Source organism: Cupriavidus sp. USMAHM13, assembly GCF_001854285.1.
GTDB lineage: Bacteria > Pseudomonadota > Gammaproteobacteria > Burkholderiales > Burkholderiaceae > Cupriavidus > Cupriavidus malaysiensis.
Genome location: NZ_CP017753.1, coordinates 241,262 through 257,212 on the forward strand (window position 1 = coordinate 241,262; position 15,951 = coordinate 257,212).

General features: G+C 64.2%; 10 protein-coding genes and 2 pseudogenes. 8 read left to right on the forward strand and 4 right to left on the reverse strand.

All coding sequences use genetic code 11. The features are described from left to right. Positions 1-42: 42 nt before the first annotated feature. The 3 genes from BKK81_RS33850 to BKK81_RS33860 all read right to left on the reverse strand — a co-directional run bounded on the left by BKK81_RS33850 (position 43) and on the right by BKK81_RS33860 (position 2,474). Positions 43-585, reverse strand: a complete 543-nt coding sequence (locus BKK81_RS33850) for an Hsp20/alpha crystallin family protein (protein WP_071023463.1) — start codon at positions 583-585, stop codon at positions 43-45. Between the two features lie 449 nt (positions 586-1,034). After that, entirely contained in the window at positions 1,035-2,150 is a 1,116-nt protein-coding gene (gene ald, locus BKK81_RS33855; RefSeq protein WP_071023334.1) for an alanine dehydrogenase, read from the reverse strand. 9 nt (positions 2,151-2,159) lie between these two features. Then, positions 2,160-2,474 (reverse strand): GYD domain-containing protein, encoded by a 315-nt coding sequence (locus BKK81_RS33860; protein WP_071023337.1) that lies wholly within the window; start codon positions 2,472-2,474, stop codon positions 2,160-2,162. Positions 2,475-3,111: 637 nt separating this feature from the next. Here BKK81_RS33860 and BKK81_RS33865 point away from each other — a divergent pair. The 3 genes and pseudogenes from BKK81_RS33865 to BKK81_RS36700 form a co-directional block, all read left to right on the forward strand. Further along, on the forward strand, positions 3,112-4,005 hold the full coding sequence (locus BKK81_RS33865; protein WP_071023340.1) for a diaminopimelate dehydrogenase: 894 nt from the start codon (positions 3,112-3,114) through the stop codon (positions 4,003-4,005). 698 nt (positions 4,006-4,703) lie between these two features. Further along, positions 4,704-5,231 carry a lecithin retinol acyltransferase family protein gene (locus tag BKK81_RS35035; protein ID WP_083384913.1) on the forward strand — a complete coding sequence of 176 codons (528 nt, stop codon included), beginning with the start codon at positions 4,704-4,706 and terminating at the stop codon, positions 5,229-5,231. A gap of 77 nt (positions 5,232-5,308) precedes the next feature. Then, positions 5,309-5,484: pseudogene (locus tag BKK81_RS36700) on the forward strand (IS630 family transposase); the annotation flags it as partial. Positions 5,485-5,994: 510 nt separating this feature from the next. Here the strand turns inward: BKK81_RS36700 and BKK81_RS35915 are convergent. Further along, a pseudogene (locus BKK81_RS35915) lies at positions 5,995-6,150 on the reverse strand (CoA transferase); the annotation flags it as partial. A 249-nt stretch (positions 6,151-6,399) separates the two neighbouring features. Between BKK81_RS35915 and BKK81_RS33885 the strand changes: the two are divergent. The 5 genes from BKK81_RS33885 to polX all read left to right on the forward strand — a co-directional run bounded on the left by BKK81_RS33885 (position 6,400) and on the right by polX (position 15,777). Then, the gene (locus tag BKK81_RS33885) at positions 6,400-7,890 is read left to right on the forward strand and encodes a complex I 51 kDa subunit family protein (RefSeq protein ID WP_156811598.1); all 1,491 of its coding nucleotides are present in this window, start codon (positions 6,400-6,402) and stop codon (positions 7,888-7,890) included. Then, a complete protein-coding gene (gene fdhF, locus BKK81_RS33890; protein WP_071023350.1) occupies positions 7,878-10,526 on the forward strand; it encodes a formate dehydrogenase subunit alpha in 2,649 nt (882 codons plus the stop codon). Before BKK81_RS33885 ends, fdhF begins: the two co-directional genes overlap by 13 nt. A gap of 583 nt (positions 10,527-11,109) precedes the next feature. Continuing rightward, positions 11,110-12,741, forward strand: coding sequence for a chaperonin GroEL (gene groL / locus BKK81_RS33895; RefSeq protein ID WP_071023468.1), 1,632 nt, complete (start codon positions 11,110-11,112; stop codon positions 12,739-12,741). A 406-nt stretch (positions 12,742-13,147) separates the two neighbouring features. Continuing rightward, complete coding sequence (locus BKK81_RS33900; protein ID WP_071023353.1) at positions 13,148-13,756, forward strand: nitroreductase family protein; 609 nt, start codon at positions 13,148-13,150, stop codon at positions 13,754-13,756. Between the two features lie 278 nt (positions 13,757-14,034). Further along, positions 14,035-15,777, forward strand: a complete 1,743-nt coding sequence (gene polX / locus BKK81_RS33905) for a DNA polymerase/3'-5' exonuclease PolX (RefSeq protein ID WP_083384915.1) — start codon at positions 14,035-14,037, stop codon at positions 15,775-15,777. The last annotated feature ends 174 nt before the right edge of the window (positions 15,778-15,951 follow it).

Consider the following 15,951-nt stretch of genomic DNA (forward strand, 5'->3'; position numbering starts at 1 on the left):
AATATCGCAGTCAACGACCTTCCGCCTCGACGTCGCCAGCCGTCAGGCGCCCTTCACCGAGATTGTCTTTGCCGCGCTTTGCGCTTCGGCTGTCTTGGGAATCACTATGGACAACACCCCCTTGCTGAAGCTGGCGTCGATCTTGTCGGCGTCAACGCCATCGGGCAACTCGAAATAGCGTTCGAATGTGCCAAAGCGACGCTCTCGAAGGTAGTAGTCCTTCTCCTTCTCTTCCTTCTCCTCACGCTTCTCGCCCTTGATGATCAGGCCACCGTTGGCCAGCTTCACTTCGATGTCCTTCTCGTCCATTCCAGGCAAATCGGCCGTCAGTTCGTAGCCCTTTTCGGTCTCGGAAAGGTCCACTGGGGGCGCAGATATCATGTTCCAGTCACGCCACCAGCGAGGCTCGAGACCGAACCGCGGCAGGCGTACCGACGGGAAGCGCGCGCCGCGATCGAAATCGTCAAACAAGCGCTCCATCTCGCGGCGCAGACTCTCGATGGGGTGCCAAGCCTGCAATGACCATGGACGAACTGTACGCTCCTCATTCTTCTTCACGGGTACCGGGGTCTGGGAATCAGCCATTTCAAGGTCCTCCTGTCGGGTCGCTGTGAAAGCCATCGTAGATGCCTGCTCGCCCGGCGCGTTGACTCGTGTCAATGTATCGTGACGACTCTCGGCTGAAATCGCCTCGGCAGGCTGAACTGCACCAGAGCACACGAATTGCCTGGCATCGCAGATGCCCGAGACGCGTTCCCCCTCGAAGTCCTGACGCACATAACGATGCGGGCGTGCGTCCGCGCCGTCTGAGCAGCCTCCATTCGCGTGACATCGATCCGCCAATCCTGGACAGCGCGCGGTCCCGCTTCTGGCATGGCCACCCGAAGCCGCCATGTCGACGCGGTGAACGATAGCGCGGCTGTTAGCGCTGGCAACAGACCTGTCCGTCGCGGATGCCGTCATCACCACCCGACTCCCTTGTCTCGGGACGTTCCCAAACTCCATCGCAAGGAAGAGCATGCCGCCGACCTGCGTCATGCCAACACCTGCTCAGCCGGCACATACGCGCAGCCGTGGGCATGTGCTACCGCCGCATAGGTGACGCGACCACAGCAGACGTTCAAGCCGGCCAGCAGACACCGGTCCTCCTTTAGCGCTCGCGACCAGCCCTTGTCCGCAATTGACATCGCATAGCCCAGCGTGGCGTTGTTCAGGGCGAAGGTCGACGTCCGGGCAACGGCAGCAGGCATATTGGTCACGCAGTAGTGCAGCACGCCATCCACCAGATACGTCGGGTCCGAGTGCGAGGTGGGACGGGAAGTCTCGAAGCATCCACCCTGATCGATCGCCACATCCACTACGACGGAACCGGCCTTCATGCGGGAGACCATGCTGCGCGTGACCAGCCTTGGCGCTTCGGCACCTGGCACCAGGACAGCCCCGATGACTGCATCGGCTGTGAGCACGGCGCGCTCGATGGAATCCGCGGTGGAATGCAAGGTCACCACCCGATTGCCGTAGACAAGTCCGAGTCGCCGCAACCGATCGACATCTCGATCAAGCACGGTGACGCGTGCCCCCATGCCGACAGCCATCTGGATCGCGTTGATCCCCACCACGCCGGCCCCAATCACAGCGACGTGTCCCGGCGAGACGCCTGGCACTCCGCCAAGCAACAGTCCCATGCCACCCCGCGGCTTTTCCAGGTAGGCGGCGGCAACCTGAACTGACATCCGGCCAGCCACTTCGCTCATTGGGGCCAGCAGCGGCAGACTGCCGTCCGGGGCTGTCACGGTTTCGTAGGCAATACAAATCGCCCCGGATTTCACAAGGTCCGCCATTTGCTCGCGATCAGCGGCCAAGTGCAGGTAGGCATACAGGATCTGTCCAGGCCTAAGCCATGCTCGCTCGGCCGGCTGCGGCTCCTTGACTTTGACGATCATGTCGGCCGAACCGTATACCTCCCGAGCATCTGCCGCCAACTGCGCACCGGCCGACTTGTAGGAATGATCGGAAAGCCCAATAGCCGCACCGGCACCGGCCTGCACCGTCACCTTGTGACCGCGACTGACCAGTTCCCTAACGCTGGCCGGTGTGAGGCCGACCCGGTATTCCTGGTCCTTGATTTCCCTTGGCACGCCGATGCGCATGGCAATCGCTCATGCGGCTGGAAGTTCCGGGAGATTGCGCACCAGATGCTTGAAGCGCCCCCACTCGATGGCCTGCAGGATCGTGGCCTCGCCATGACCATAGGCGCGCACCAGAACTGACACCCGCATGGCTGCTTCGATATCGCTGGCCTCGAAGATATCCAGGTAGTCATACGATCCGAGCGTGGCGTAGCTGCCCAGCCACTTGATATCCGGGCAAGCCTTCTCCAAATGGCCGGCCAGACCACGCTCGAGCGCCTCGAACGACCTGGGCTGCCGCAACGATTCTACGGACACACGGGTTTCCATGATGAAGATCGGCATTTTGCGCTCCTTGAAGCGGCAGCCCGCCTAGTGACTACATATATTCAGGCTAGCGCCCACTGGAGCACGCCCCTTGTTCCAACGCAACTTTTGACGGACAGACACGATACCTCGACGTGCAGGCAAGGTTCTTCAGAACCTGAATCCGCCCGATCCCGAAAGTGCTCATTGCGCTCCGCGCCGAGCCCATTCGAGAACAGTAGCAACGCATTCCTTGTTCCCAATCAAGCCGGACTGGACGCACGCTCCTAAGTTGCAATCTACGAGGCGATCCGGTTTGCCCGTGGAATTGGGATGTCGGCTTCACTAGGGAAGAAGGCCACGCGCACGCATACTTCGCACGCTGGATGGCCGCAAGCGTCAAGGCATGCGCGTGGCAGTTCGAGGCTGCATTCTGCGACGGCACACGAGCGGCAACTATGACTTCATCGGCGGAACGAATAGAAGTGCATCCCATCTTCACCGCTTCAAGCTCGCAGATCCCGACTTCGACCAACTTGCCGTGGGCAACCAAGTCAGGCTCTTCCAGAACTAGGCATCGGACGGCAGGCCCGAACTCCAGGTGCGCGCTATCGTGCGTTCGCGAACGATACCAGACACGGCTTCCGCCGACAGGCACATGAGAACCTGCATAACCATGAAGAAGCAATCGCTGGCAATCATTGGTCTCGGACGCCTGGGCCAGAGTTGTGCCCGGGCCATCCAGGAGGAAGAGGACACGACTTTGGCCGGTGCTGTCAGCCGTCGCATCGAGCCACCAGCGTGGCTCGATGCGCCCCTTGTCGGGCACATCAGCGAACTGGCGGGCATCGACGCGGTCTTGGTCTGCGTTCCGCCCGACGCCGTGTGCGGGGTCGCCCAGGATCTCCTGCAGAGACGGCTCCGCGTGGTTGAGTGTGCGCGCTTGCATGGCGAGGACTTCCTCCGTCACAAGGCAGCACTGCACAGGGCCGCGCTCCACCACGCCGCGGCGGCCGTCGTCGGGGCGGGCTTCGATCCGGGCCTTCTTTCCATGTTTCGCAGCCAGTTTGCGATGGCCATTCCTCATGGCCACACCACTAGCAGCCTGCATACTGCTGCAGGCCTCCACCATACGCTCGCCGCTGAAGCCGTGAAAGGAGTCCGGAAGGCGCTGGCGCTGGAGCAGACAGCCCGGGACGGGACCCGCCAGCGCTATGTGTACGTCGAGCTCGACCCTCATGCCGACCCTGCCCAAGTGGAAAGCGCGATCCGCCGCGACCCTTGCTACCTGGATGCACAGACATTGGTGTTTCCGGTCGACAGCGTAGCGGCGCTGGAGGAAACGAATCGCGGCGTTCTACTGGAACGACATGCGGCGGCGCGTGAGCGCAGACATGCCGCGCTGTTGTTGGAAGCTCGCTGTGACGAAACCGCGCTGGCTGCGCGAGTCATGCTGGCCGCCGCACGGGCCTTGCCTTTCCTGAAGGCTGGCGCCTACTCGTTGCTCGACGTGCCGCCTGTCCTGCTCTGGGGTGAACGAGGGCCTGCCATCGAGAGTGAGTGGGGTTGAACTCAGCCGCCGTGCGGCTCCGTCAATCGTCAGCAGACAGGAGACTGCGTCATGCGAGTCTGCGGGCACGCCGTCACGAGGGAGATCGTGCTCACGGCATTCGAACGTGACGGCAAGCGACACAGTCAATTCTCCCGGATTGCGGGCCACCAGACGACTGTCGAAACGCCGGGATACCTCTTGGCCTCGACGAACATCCGTACTTGTCCCGCTCCGCGCTGTTCCTTCTACGGCCCCCCCCAAAGGAACGCCCCCCAGATGCCAGCGCCGGCGTGCATCCGGTCCGAAGCCGCTGGAATTGACGGCCTTCGCGGACTAGGCAAGACACACAGGCGTTTGCTTCAATTGGATAGAGCCCCCACCTCCTGCTTGGCCTCCCCGCAGTCCACTGGCGGTACACGGCACGCAGTGATGCAGAGGCTTCCACGATGTCATCCTGCCCTTCAATGAATGTAGGAATCCGCCGACAACAAGAATCCCGGCACGGACGCCGCTGAGCACCGACTTCGTACAAGCGCTAGGGCATTGCACGGACAAGATTCTCAGTCAAGGATGATGTCGACCAACGTCTGCCTCTCCCATACTTCCGACACGCAGGTGGCCCAGCTCTCTGAGCAAACGCAAGGATCCGCTGCCTGCTGACGCGGCGCCAGCTGTTGAAGGCAAAACCACTGCCGGGAGCAAGCAAGGGGCAAGCGATGAGTGACCAACGATTTGACATCGGCCTGGAACCAGCCCAGCAGGAAGCGGAAAAAGACCTGCCGCTGGGCGCGCATCTTGTGATCAGGCGCAGCGGCTACGTCCACCATGGCATCTGTGCTGGAGACGGGACGGTCGTGCATTATATCGGCTTCAAGGGATTCCTGCGCAGGGGGCCCGTCGAACTGACGACGCTGGCGGGATTCGCCGATGGCCATGGCTTTACCGTCGAGGCAAGTTCGCAGAACCGGTATCTTGGGGCGGAAGTCGTCGTGCGCGCAGTCTCGCGACTGGGTGAGGACGACTATCGCTTTTTCAGCAACAACTGCGAGCACTTCTGCACATGGTACCTGTCGGGAACGAGCCACAGCACGCAGGTGGAACAACTCAAGAGGCAACCCTGGCGGGCAGTTCTGGCCGTGATTGGAGTCTGCTGCTCCACGCGTGTAAGGCAAGGGGGTGAGCGGGCAGGAATGGGACTCCTATGCCACGCGTGGTTGGCATTTACCGAGGCTGGTACGCGCTAGTGTGCTGTCCCACAATTAACTGGCATTAGTCTTGCGTGCCAAGGCGGTACCTTTATGGAGATACCGCGGCGAGGATGGACAGGGCGATCCGTCGCGGCTCGTTTGCCAGCGTTAAGCAGTTGTCCAACGTATCGACCACTTTTTAACCCCTTACAGCGCGAACTGTGAGCCGTTCCGCGGGAATGCCACGGCCGACTCAATTCTCGAAAAGCTGCATCGACTTTGCTTACGTATTAGTGGGACAGCACATTAGTAAGGAGCCACACAAGAACGAAGCCGTCGGTTTGATCCAGCCAGCGCCAGAACGAAGCCAATGGTGCCACTCACGCCGCGCTCAGCCGGCGCGCGGTGGCCTCTCTAGCCGCCGTGGCGCGACGCTCGCTCCAGCAGCCCTGCCACCTGCGCATCGCTGACCTCCGCGAAATCGGTGAAGTGCCCGGACATTTCGACGCAGTCTCCCGCCGGCGCTACCAGGCAGACCATTTCGTCGGCCAGCCCATGCAACCTGGTCAGCCCCGCCGCCGTCGCGACCGGCACCGCGCAGACGAGGCGCGCTGGCCGGCCAGCGCGCCCGGCTCGACGCGCTGGCGCGGCTGCTGCTGGAACGCGAGGTGGTCGACCGCAACGTTCTCGACCGCCTGCTGAGCAGCAAGGTACTGCCGCTGCCGCCCGCGCGGCCGCAGGCGGATAGTACGCCCGGGCGCGCCGCGCCAAGGCCGGATCAGGACCTGCAGCAACCCTGAAGCTGCGCCGCGCGACTGCGCTACACCACACCCTCGCGCCGCAGCGCCTCCAGTTCGGCCGCGCCCAGCCCGAGCGCGCCGTAGACCTCGGCGTTGTGCTCGCCCACGCCCGGCCCGCTGCGCGCGGGGGCCGGCGCGTGGCCGAAGAAGCGCGGCGCCACGCAGGGCACAGGGATGCGCTCATCGCGGTATCTCCACTAAGGTACCGCCTTGGCAGGCAAGACTAATGCCAGTTAGTTGTGGGACAGCACACTAGCGACGGTTTGATGGCGAAGCACCTCAGGTGCTACTGCCGAATGGCGGCCGGGCGGCCAACAGTCAGTGAGATCGGCAGCGAGTGTTTGCCACGATCCACCCTGCGTGCCTCGATGGCGTCGGAACATTGATCCGGCACAACTCTTCATGCCGATCCACAGCTAGGCTGAATGTGTATCGGCGCTCCAACTTTCGTGGCCCGGGAGTTCTTCATGGAGAGAATGCGGGAACCGGCTTCGCTAAGGAGCTTCTATCATCTGCTGGACACCCCGCTTCAGGATGTGGCCTGCAATGGACTGGCTTGCTTCGCCGCCAGGCAGGACGCTCCCGAGCGCTGGGCCAAGGCGTGCCGCCAGACACCGACGGTCTACTGCCTCGGCAAGTGCTATGCCTCACCGAGCGATTCGGGCCACGATGTGTTGCCTCACGTTTCCTGCCACGCCCGCAAGAGCGTTCTGCTGCAGAACGTGGCCGACGGCGGAGTGACCGACCTCCTGGAGTACATCAAAAGAGGCGGTGGCGATGCACGCCAGTGTGCCCTGCGCACGAGCCCGGATGACCTGGTCAAGATGATCTGTGCATCGCAATTGAGGGGCCGCGGTGGGGCAGGGTTCCCGGCTTGGCGGAAATGGCAGACTGTCGCCATGCACGCCGCACCGAGAAAGTACCTGGTCATCAACGCGGATGAAGGCGACCCGGGGGCCTTCTCCGACCGGTTCCTGATGGAGCGCGATCCCTTTCTCTTGATCGAGGGGGCAATCGTGACCGCGCAGGCAATCGGCGCGAACGCGGGCTTCGTCTATGTCCGCAAGGAGTATCCGGATGCCGCGCGGGTCATGTCAGAGGCCATCGTAGCCGCCCGCGCAGCAGGCTGGCTGGGAGAGCGCTTTGACCTCGAGTGCGTGGTGGGTGCTGGAAGCTATCTATGCGGTGAGGAAACCGCTCTGCTCAATGCGCTCGAGGGCCGCCGGCCGGAAGCGAGGCTACGCCCACCACAGGTCGCCGAGCGTGGTCTGTTCGGCTATCCGACGCTGGTCCACAATGTCGAAACATTGTGCTGCGTTCCATGGATCGCGAAACACGGTGCGGAAGCCTTCGCGGAGTTGGGGTTCTCCGCCAGCCGAGGTACCAAGCTGCTGTCGCTGAATTCGCTGTTCAACCGTCCGGGGCTCTATGAGGTGGAGTTCGGCATCGGGCTTGACGCCCTCGTTGGCAAACTGGGCCTGGGGCTGCGGCGAGGCCCCCTCAAGGGACTGATGGTCGGAGGGCCGTTGGCCGGAATCGTGCCTCCGGCGCTCCTTCATACTCGACTCGGCTACGAGGAAATGGCCGCCATCGGCTGCGCGGTCGGACATGGTGGCGTCATTGCGTTCGCCAACGACAGTTCCATCGCGGCGATTGCTGCGGAGGTATTCCGCTTCGGCGCCCGGGAATCCTGTGGAAAGTGCACGCCGTGCCGCCTTGGTATCCCGGCACTCGCTTACGACTTCGCGACGGCTGCCGTCCCGCCGTCCCCCAAGCAGGCGAATGGCATCGCGCATGATGCCGTGATCGATGCCCTGGCAACGACCAGCCTGTGCGGCCACGGCCGGGGCATCGCCGAGTTTGCCCGCGCCTTGCAGCGACACTTTCCGGAGGAGTGGTCGGCATGCCGCGGATAGTCATCAACGGCGCTGCGCACCAGGTTGGCGAAGGCGCACTCTTGCTGGACGTCCTCGACGACTGCGGGATCATCGTGCCGCACGTTTGCCATGATCGCCGGCTTCAGCCAAACGGGGCCTGCCGGCTTTGCCTGGTCGAGGTCAAGGCGCAACCCGGTCCGGTGCCGAGTTGTGCCACCCGGGTCGAAGACGGCATGGATGTCCGGACCGACACGCCAGCTCTCGAAGCGCTCCGCCGCGCCAACCTGTCGCTGCTCGCCGCCCGCTACCCGGACGAGGCCGTCCTCAAGGAGCCCTGGCGTCCCCTCCACCGCCTGCTGAACGGCCATGGCATACGCGGCGGCAACCGGCCGCCCGCGCGCGCCCACCATGAGGATACCCACCCCTACATCGGCGTCGCCATGGACCGCTGCATTCTTTGCTACCGCTGCGTCCGCATCTGCGAGGAGTTGCAGGGCCAGTTCGTATGGGAAATAGCAGGTCGCGGCGAGCACAGTCATGTCGCGCCGATCGGCGGCCGGACGATGCTCGAAGCAGGGTGCGTCAGCTGCGGCGCTTGCGTGGATACCTGCCCCACCGGCGCCCTCTTCGACAAGCGCAGCCCGGTCCACGCTGCCGGCGGGACTCGGACGACCTGCCCGTATTGCGCCGTCGGTTGCCAGGTCGATGTGGCCGCCTCCGGCGGCAGGGTCATCGCGGTGCGTCCGGCGGACCACCCGACCAACAAGGGACACCTTTGCGTCAAAGGACGCTACGCCTTCGAGTTCCAGCACGCCGGCGATCGCGTGACAGCGCCGCTGATCCGCCGCGACGGCATCTGGCAAGAGGTGAGTTGGGAGGATGCGCTCGGCCACGTCGCCGCGCGCTTCGACACCATCCGTAGCGCAGCCGGCGCAGATCGGATCGGCATCCTGGCATCCTCCCGGGCCACGAACGAGGAATGCTATCTGGCGCAAAAGTTCGCCCGCGTGGTCCTGGGTACGCACAACGTCGATTGCTGCGCCAGGGTCTGCCATACACCAAGCGCGAAAGCGCTGAAGACGATGCTCGGCACCGGCGCCGCCACCAATGGTTTCGATGACATCGAGCTGGCCCGTGCCTTCCTGCTTTGGGGCGCCAATCCGACCGAGAATCATCCGGTGCTCGGCGCCCGGATCAAACAGGCGGTCATGCACGGCGCCAAGCTGGTCGTGGTAGACCCGAGGCGCACCGAGCTGTGCCGCTACGCGGATATTCACCTGGCCATCCTGCCGGGCACCGACGTACTGCTCTGCAATGCGATGGCGGCGACCCTGATCGAGGAAGAGCGGATTGACCACGCCTTCCTGGCCGAAAGGGTATCCGGCTTCGACGAGTTCCACCGCTTCGTCTTGGACTGCCTGCCCGAGCGTGTCGCGCCGGCCTGCGGCGTTCGCGCTGAAGCGATCCGCCAAGCTGCCCGGATCTACGCCGATGCCATACCGGCAATGTGCTTCCATGGCCTGGGCGTCACCGAACACATGCAAGGGACAGAAGGCGTCATGGCCCTGACCAACCTTGCCTTGTTGACGGGAAATCTAGGCAAGAGCGGGAGCGGCGTGAATCCCCTGCGCGGGCAAAACAATGTCCAGGGGGCAGCGCTGATGGGATGCGAGCCCAACAGCTTGACGGGCTCGCAGCCGATCCGCCTGGCCCGTGAGAAGTTCGAGGCCGCATGGAACTGCACGTTGCCAGCATCCCACGGCCTGAACCTGCTCGAGATGATGGATTCGGCGCGCCACGGCGACTTGAAGGCCTTGTGGGTACATGGCTACGATATCTATCAGTCGCTCGCCAACGAGGCCGCGACACGCGAAGCCCTCGACCACCTGGAGTTGGTCGTGGTGCAAGACCTGTTCCTCACGGAGACCGCCCAAGCCTTCGCCACGGTCTTCCTGCCCGCCGCATCGTCCTTCGAGAAGGACGGTACCTTCACCAATTCCGACCGGCGCATCCAGCGGGTGCGTGCCGTCGTTCCTCCGCCTGGCCAGGCGCTGCCGGACTGGCAGATCATCCAGCGGCTGGCCGGGCAGATGGGCCACGCCACAGGCTTTGCATTCGATAGCCCGGAAGCCATCTGGAATGAAGTACGTGAACTCTGGCCGGGCGGTGCTGGCCTGTCGTACGAGCGACTGGATAAGGAATGCCTGCATTGGCCCTGCCCCGACTTGTCGCATCCTGGCACGCCATACCTGCACGCTTCGTCCTTCACGAATGGCAAGACCGCTGAACTCGCCCGCATCGGCTTTGCTGCTTCGCCGGAGACCTGTACCAAGGACTACCCCTTCATCTTGACGACCGGGCGCTCCTTGTATCAATTCAATGTGGGCACCATGACCGGTCGCACGCAGAATCAGCGCTTGCACGACGCTGACACACTGGACATGTGCGCTGCCGACGCAGAGCGCCTGCACTTGCGCAGCGGCGACCGCGTCCGCATCGAAAGCCGCTACGGCGCGACCACGCTGAGGCTGCGCGTCACGGAGGCCCCGCGGGAAGGCATCTTGTTCACCACATTTCATCAGCCCGCCCTGTTCGTCAACATGGTGACATCAGCGGTGCGCGACCGCCAAACGGATACGCCCGAATACAAACAAGTGGCCGTGCGGATTGGATGATGACACGCCCCGGATCTGCTTCCGATGGACGCGAGAAGCGTAGCCCGCGGCGGCGGCCCGTTCCGCAATACATATCAGTCCGCTGAATCGTTGAAATGGGAGTTGAAGGACGTGTCATGCGGGAATCAGCGCCAGGCGCAAAGCGCAGCCATAGCACGGCTATGGCGAGCATTGGCAACAACGCGATGAGCCTGCATGGCATGGCAGGCACCAGCCGACTTCAGTGATTCAGCGGACTCGTCATGCCCGGCTTTCGATAGACCTCCTAGGACAGGGTGGGGCGTAGTGCGATTCGGGATACCGGCCTCGCTGAGATCGGTGACATCGACGGCATGCAAACTGCCTGGTGGCATCAGGTCCGGAGTGCGATTCCGCGATCGCCAGCCGAGCCACAGCAAGCTGTGAGCCGAAGCCGCTTGCCCGCACGAGAATGCGTTGAGGCAAATCAAAGCGCAAGGCTGGTGTCCATCTATGGTGATCAAAGCGAAGCCGACCGCATTGCCGTTGGAATGCCGGCGTCGTCCGCCGTCCGGCCGTGAGCCGCCTCGCTACCCTTGATACTTGCACAGATCGTGAGGTCATCGTGACTGCTAAGAGCCTGCTCTTTCATCAGTCGGCGCGCAGAGAGATTCTCCGCGGCATCGACCAGCTCGCCACCGCCGTCAGGGTCACACTCGGCCCCGGCGGCCGCAACGTCATCATCGAACGCCCGGGCCTCGCGCCGATTGTCGCCAACTCTGGTGTTGTCGTGGCGAAGGCCGTCACGCTAGCGGATCCCTTCGCCGACATGGCGGCGAAGCTCTTGTGCGAAGCCGCGGTCAGGACCAGCGAAGTCGCGGGCGATGGCACCACCACGGCAACCACGCTAGCACACGCGATTGTGGCCGAGGGTGTCAAGTACGTCGAAGCGGGCCACGACCCGATGCAACTGAAGCGCGGTATCGAAGCCGCCGGCAGGCTCGTCGCGGAAGAACTTCGTGCAAAAGCCACGCCTTGCCTAGGACTGGATGCTATGCGCCAGATCGCGACGATTTCAGCCAGTGGCGACCAGAGCGTCGGTAAGCTGGTGGCACAAGCGGTAAGCCGGGCAGGAAAGGACGGCGCCATCAGCGTGGAAGATGGCTCGGTGATGGACGACCAGCTCGATATCGTCGACGGTGCGCTGATCGAGCGAGGATATCTTTCGCCGCTATTCGCGACCGGAGAAAGCCGTGCCATCGTCCTCGAGGCGCCAAAGGTACTGCTTTGCGATATGTCGATCTCCTCCATCGCGCACCTGCTGCCCATCCTGGAAGCCGTCAGTGGCGCGGGAAAGCCGCTGTTGGTCATTGCCAACGACGTGGAAGGGGAAGCACTGGCGACGCTGGTGGTGAACAACCTGCGTGGCGCGCTGAAGAATTGCGCGGTCAAGTCGCCCGGCTTCGGCGACTCCCGGACCGAGCAACTGGCCGATCTGGCGGCACTGACCGGTGCCACGGTGTTCTCCACCCAAAGCGGGCGCTCGCTGGAACATGCGACGTTGGCAGATCTGGGCGACGCGCACCGCGTCGAGGTCAGCAAAGACAGCACCACGCTGATCGGCACGGCAGGCGACCGGCCGCGCGTTGCGGATCGTGTTGCTGCCTTGCGCGACCAGCAACGTGAAGCCCGCAGCGACTACGAGCGGGAAGCGCTGCGACGGCGCCTGGCGCGCTTGACCGGTGGCGTGGCAGTCATCAAGGTCGGGGCTGCCACGGAAGCTGCGTTGCACGAGCGAAAGAGTCGCTTCCAGGACGCCGTTCACGCAACCCGTGCGGCGATCGAGGAAGGCATCGTGGCCGGAGGCGGCGTGGCCCTGCTGCGCGCCAGATCTGTGCTGGATTCCCTGCTTGCGGCGAACTCCGGAGAGCAGGCCGGTGCGCGGATCGTGCACGCAGCACTCTCCGCCCCCTTGCGGCAGATCGCGGACAATGCCGGCGCGGATGGGCAAGCGGTCGTCCACCAGGTCGGCTCGCAGGATGGCGCGCACGGCTACGACGCTGGAAGCGACCGCTTCGGCGACATGTTCGAGCTGGGCGTCGTGGACCCCGTCAACGTGGTTCGCACCGCCCTCTTGAATGCCGTCTCGATTGCCTCTTTGCTGCTGACCGCCGACTGCCTGATCGCCATCCCACCGCCAGGCCCGTCGCTACACACCACGCTTGCCGACAGGGATATGCCGGACTCGGAGTACTGACCAGCGGTCGGCAATTGAATACTTGGACGGGAAGCTGGGTGCGAAGGGCCGGCAGGGCGGAAGCCGCCGCCGTATTGGATGCGCGTCCGACCCTACGTATTTGCGCGTCAGCTGCAGAAGATGGTAGCCGTCGACAGGCATAACCTCGACAGATTGCTGCCGGGGAAAGTCAGTCATGCGGACGCCCACGAACGCCGCGCAGGCGAACCGCAGGCCCAGTCTGTCCGCCAGGCGTGGCGAGCGGCTGCGCGGACTGGGCGCCAGGAAGGACATACGGCCACGTAACAGCCCGGGCCACGGCGGAGTTGACGCGCGTCAACCCTGATCGTGGCCACCTGCCTATGCTTGGCACTGGACGACCGCCGAAGCCGCGATCGGATTCCATGACTCGGCAGTGGAGAACACCATGACGCACCCCATCGTCGCAGCGGATGCAGCGCAGGAATTCCTTGACCTTCCAGCCCCGCGCACCGAAGGTGGCATACCCCTGATGCAGGCGCTGCGTCGGCGTCGCTCGATCCGCGAGTTCGACGCACGCCCGCTCGGACCAGACCTGCTGTCGGACCTGCTCTGGGCGGCCTACGGCATCAACGATGCGGAGAGCGGGCGGCGCACCGCCCCGTCAGCCCGCAACTGGCAGGAGATCGACCTGTACGCCGCCCTCGCCGACGGTCTCTACGTGCTGGAACCCGCCGCCTGGCGCTTGCGCCTGGTCAGCGGCGAGGACATACGGCACGCCACGGGCCTGCAGGACTACGTGGCGCAGGCTCCGTTGGACCTGGTCTTCGTCGCCAACCTGAGTCGTGTGGATGAACGCGCCAAGCCGGCCCGGCAGTTCTTCACCGCACTCGATACCGGCTACATCAGCCAGAACGTCTATCTCTTCTGCGCGTCTCAGGGCCTGGCCACTGTGGCGCGTGGCCTCCTGGACCGGCCCGCGATGGCGACCACAATGCGCCTGCGGCCCGACCAGCGCGTCATGCTGGCCCAGAGCGTGGGCTTTCCCGCGGTATGAAGCGCCGCCGAAGAAGCCCGATGCCCTCGCAATTACCGCACTATGCTGGACGAGACTCCTGGCTGCCATGCGGTCACCTGCGAGACACCCGATGACTTTCGGCCACCCGCATCCGAGCGCTTCGGGACGGTGCTCGTCCCCTAAGCGCGCTGAAAAGCAGGTCCTTTGGCATCCGCGCGATCCATGTCACGATCACGTTGCGCAGCCAGCTCGATTCGCCGCCTCGGCACCGGGGCGCGGAGGCAGTGGTCTGGTCCGCTCCCGGTGCGGCTAGCGTCATGACAATGGCCCCGAACCGAAGCGGCGGCAATCGGGAAATCGTCGCCACCCTTGAGGAAATCGCCAAACTGCTTGAGGCGGAGGACGCCAATCCCTTCCGTGTACGCGCATATCGGCGCGCAGCACGCGTGATCGACGGCCTATCGGAGAGCGTGCGGGATATGCTCGCACGTGGTGCGGACCTCACCGCATTGCCGGGAATCGGGGCAGACCTCGCCGCCAAGATCCGGGAGATCGCCGAAACCGGCGCCTCCCGCATGCTTGCGAGCCTGCGCGGTGAGGTACCCGGTGGGGTGGCCGATCTGCTGCAAGTGCCCGGGCTCGGCCCCAAGCGCGCGCGCTTGCTACAACACGACCTTGGCATCAGTGGCCTGAGCGAGTTGGTACAGGCCGCGCGTGAGCACCGGGTCCGGCAACTGCACGGCTTCGGGGCACGAAGTGAGCAACGCATCCTGGAAGCGGTGCAGGCGCATGTGGAACGCAATCGCCGTTTCGACCTGCGCATCGCCGGCGAGACGGCAGGAACGCTGCTGCGCCACCTTCATCGTGGCGCTGCGAATGGGGCCTACACGGTCGCAGGAAGTTATCGGCGTTGCCGCGATACAGTGGGGGACCTGGACGTGCTGGCGACCGCGCGCATCCCGGCGGCCGTCATCCGTGCCTTCACTTCCTACCCGGACATCGATCAGGTACTGTCAGCCGGCACCACGCGCGCAAGCGTGGTCCTGCGCAACGGCATGCAAGTCGATCTGCGCGTGGTGCGCCCGGACAGCCATGGCGCCGCCCTGATCTACCTCACGGGTTCGAAGGCTCACAATCTTGCCTTGCGGCTGCTGGCCCGCTCGAATGGCCTGAAGCTGAATGAGTACGGGCTCTTCCGCGGAACCACGCGGCTGGCAGGCGAGACCGAGGAGGCCGTCTACGGCGCACTCGGATTGACGTGGATTCCCCCTGAACTCCGCGAAGACCGCGGAGAGATTGCCGCGGCGCGGCGCGGCGAACTGCCCATGCTTGTGAAGACCGCAGACCTGCAGGGCGACCTGCACGTCCACTCCAGTGCCAGCGATGGTGCCGCGGACCTGAGAACGATGGCGCGGGAGGCCGCGCGGTACGGGCTGCACTACCTGGCCATCACCGATCATTCGCCTCGCGTGGCCGTCGCGCACGGTCTCGATGCTGGACGCCTGAGGGCGCAGGCCGACGAGATCGACCGGGTCAATGCCGAAGGCGGGGGTGCGGTCCTGCTCAAGGGAGTGGAAGTAGACATCGGCGAGGACGGCTCGCTCGACTTGCCGGACGACGTGCTCGGTCGGCTCGACCTCGTCGTCGGTGCCATCCACAGCCACTTCGATCTTCCAGCTGACAGGCAGACCGTCCGTATTCTGCGCGCGCTCGACCATCCGCACTTCACCATTCTGGCCCATCCCTGGGGCCGCCTGATAGGCCGGCGCGATATCTGCCACTTCGATCTCGAGCGGGTACTGCGCGCATTGGCGCAGCGCGGCAGCTTCATCGAGGCCAATGCCCAGCCCAACCGGCTGGATCTGTGGGACATCGGCTGCCAGCAGGCCAAGGCTGCCGGCGTGCTGGTCAGCATCGCCTCCGATGCACATGGGCCGGCCGACTTCGGCAACTTGCCACTGGGTGTCGGCCAGGCACGGCGCGGATGGCTTGGACCATCCGATGTGCTGAACGCACGCCCCCTGGCTGAAGTGCGGACCCTGCTCAGGCGTACCATGTGACGCATTGCCCCGGCTCTATGTCCCACAGCATCCATTGCTATGGTCAGGGAGCTTGATCTGGCGCAGCACCGAGGATGATGCATGGTATTCGATAAAAGAACAAAGGCAGGTCGCATCGGCCCGCTCCCGCTTCCCCCCGACCGCCAGGCCCCGGCCCAGCAATCATCGAGAGGT

Coding starts and splice junctions, on each gene's coding strand:
- BKK81_RS33850 (WP_071023463.1), bottom strand. CDS start 585: ATGGCTGATTCCCAGACCCCGGTACCCGTGAAGAAGAATGAGGAGCGT.
- ald (WP_071023334.1), bottom strand. CDS start 2,150: ATGCGCATCGGCGTGCCAAGGGAAATCAAGGACCAGGAATACCGGGTC.
- BKK81_RS33860 (WP_071023337.1), bottom strand. CDS start 2,474: ATGCCGATCTTCATCATGGAAACCCGTGTGTCCGTAGAATCGTTGCGG.
- BKK81_RS33865 (WP_071023340.1), top strand. CDS start 3,112: ATGAAGAAGCAATCGCTGGCAATCATTGGTCTCGGACGCCTGGGCCAG.
- BKK81_RS35035 (WP_083384913.1), top strand. CDS start 4,704: ATGAGTGACCAACGATTTGACATCGGCCTGGAACCAGCCCAGCAGGAA.
- BKK81_RS33885 (WP_156811598.1), top strand. CDS start 6,400: ATGTGTATCGGCGCTCCAACTTTCGTGGCCCGGGAGTTCTTCATGGAG.
- fdhF (WP_071023350.1), top strand. CDS start 7,878: ATGCCGCGGATAGTCATCAACGGCGCTGCGCACCAGGTTGGCGAAGGC.
- BKK81_RS33900 (WP_071023353.1), top strand. CDS start 13,148: ATGACGCACCCCATCGTCGCAGCGGATGCAGCGCAGGAATTCCTTGAC.
- polX (WP_083384915.1), top strand. CDS start 14,035: ATGACAATGGCCCCGAACCGAAGCGGCGGCAATCGGGAAATCGTCGCC.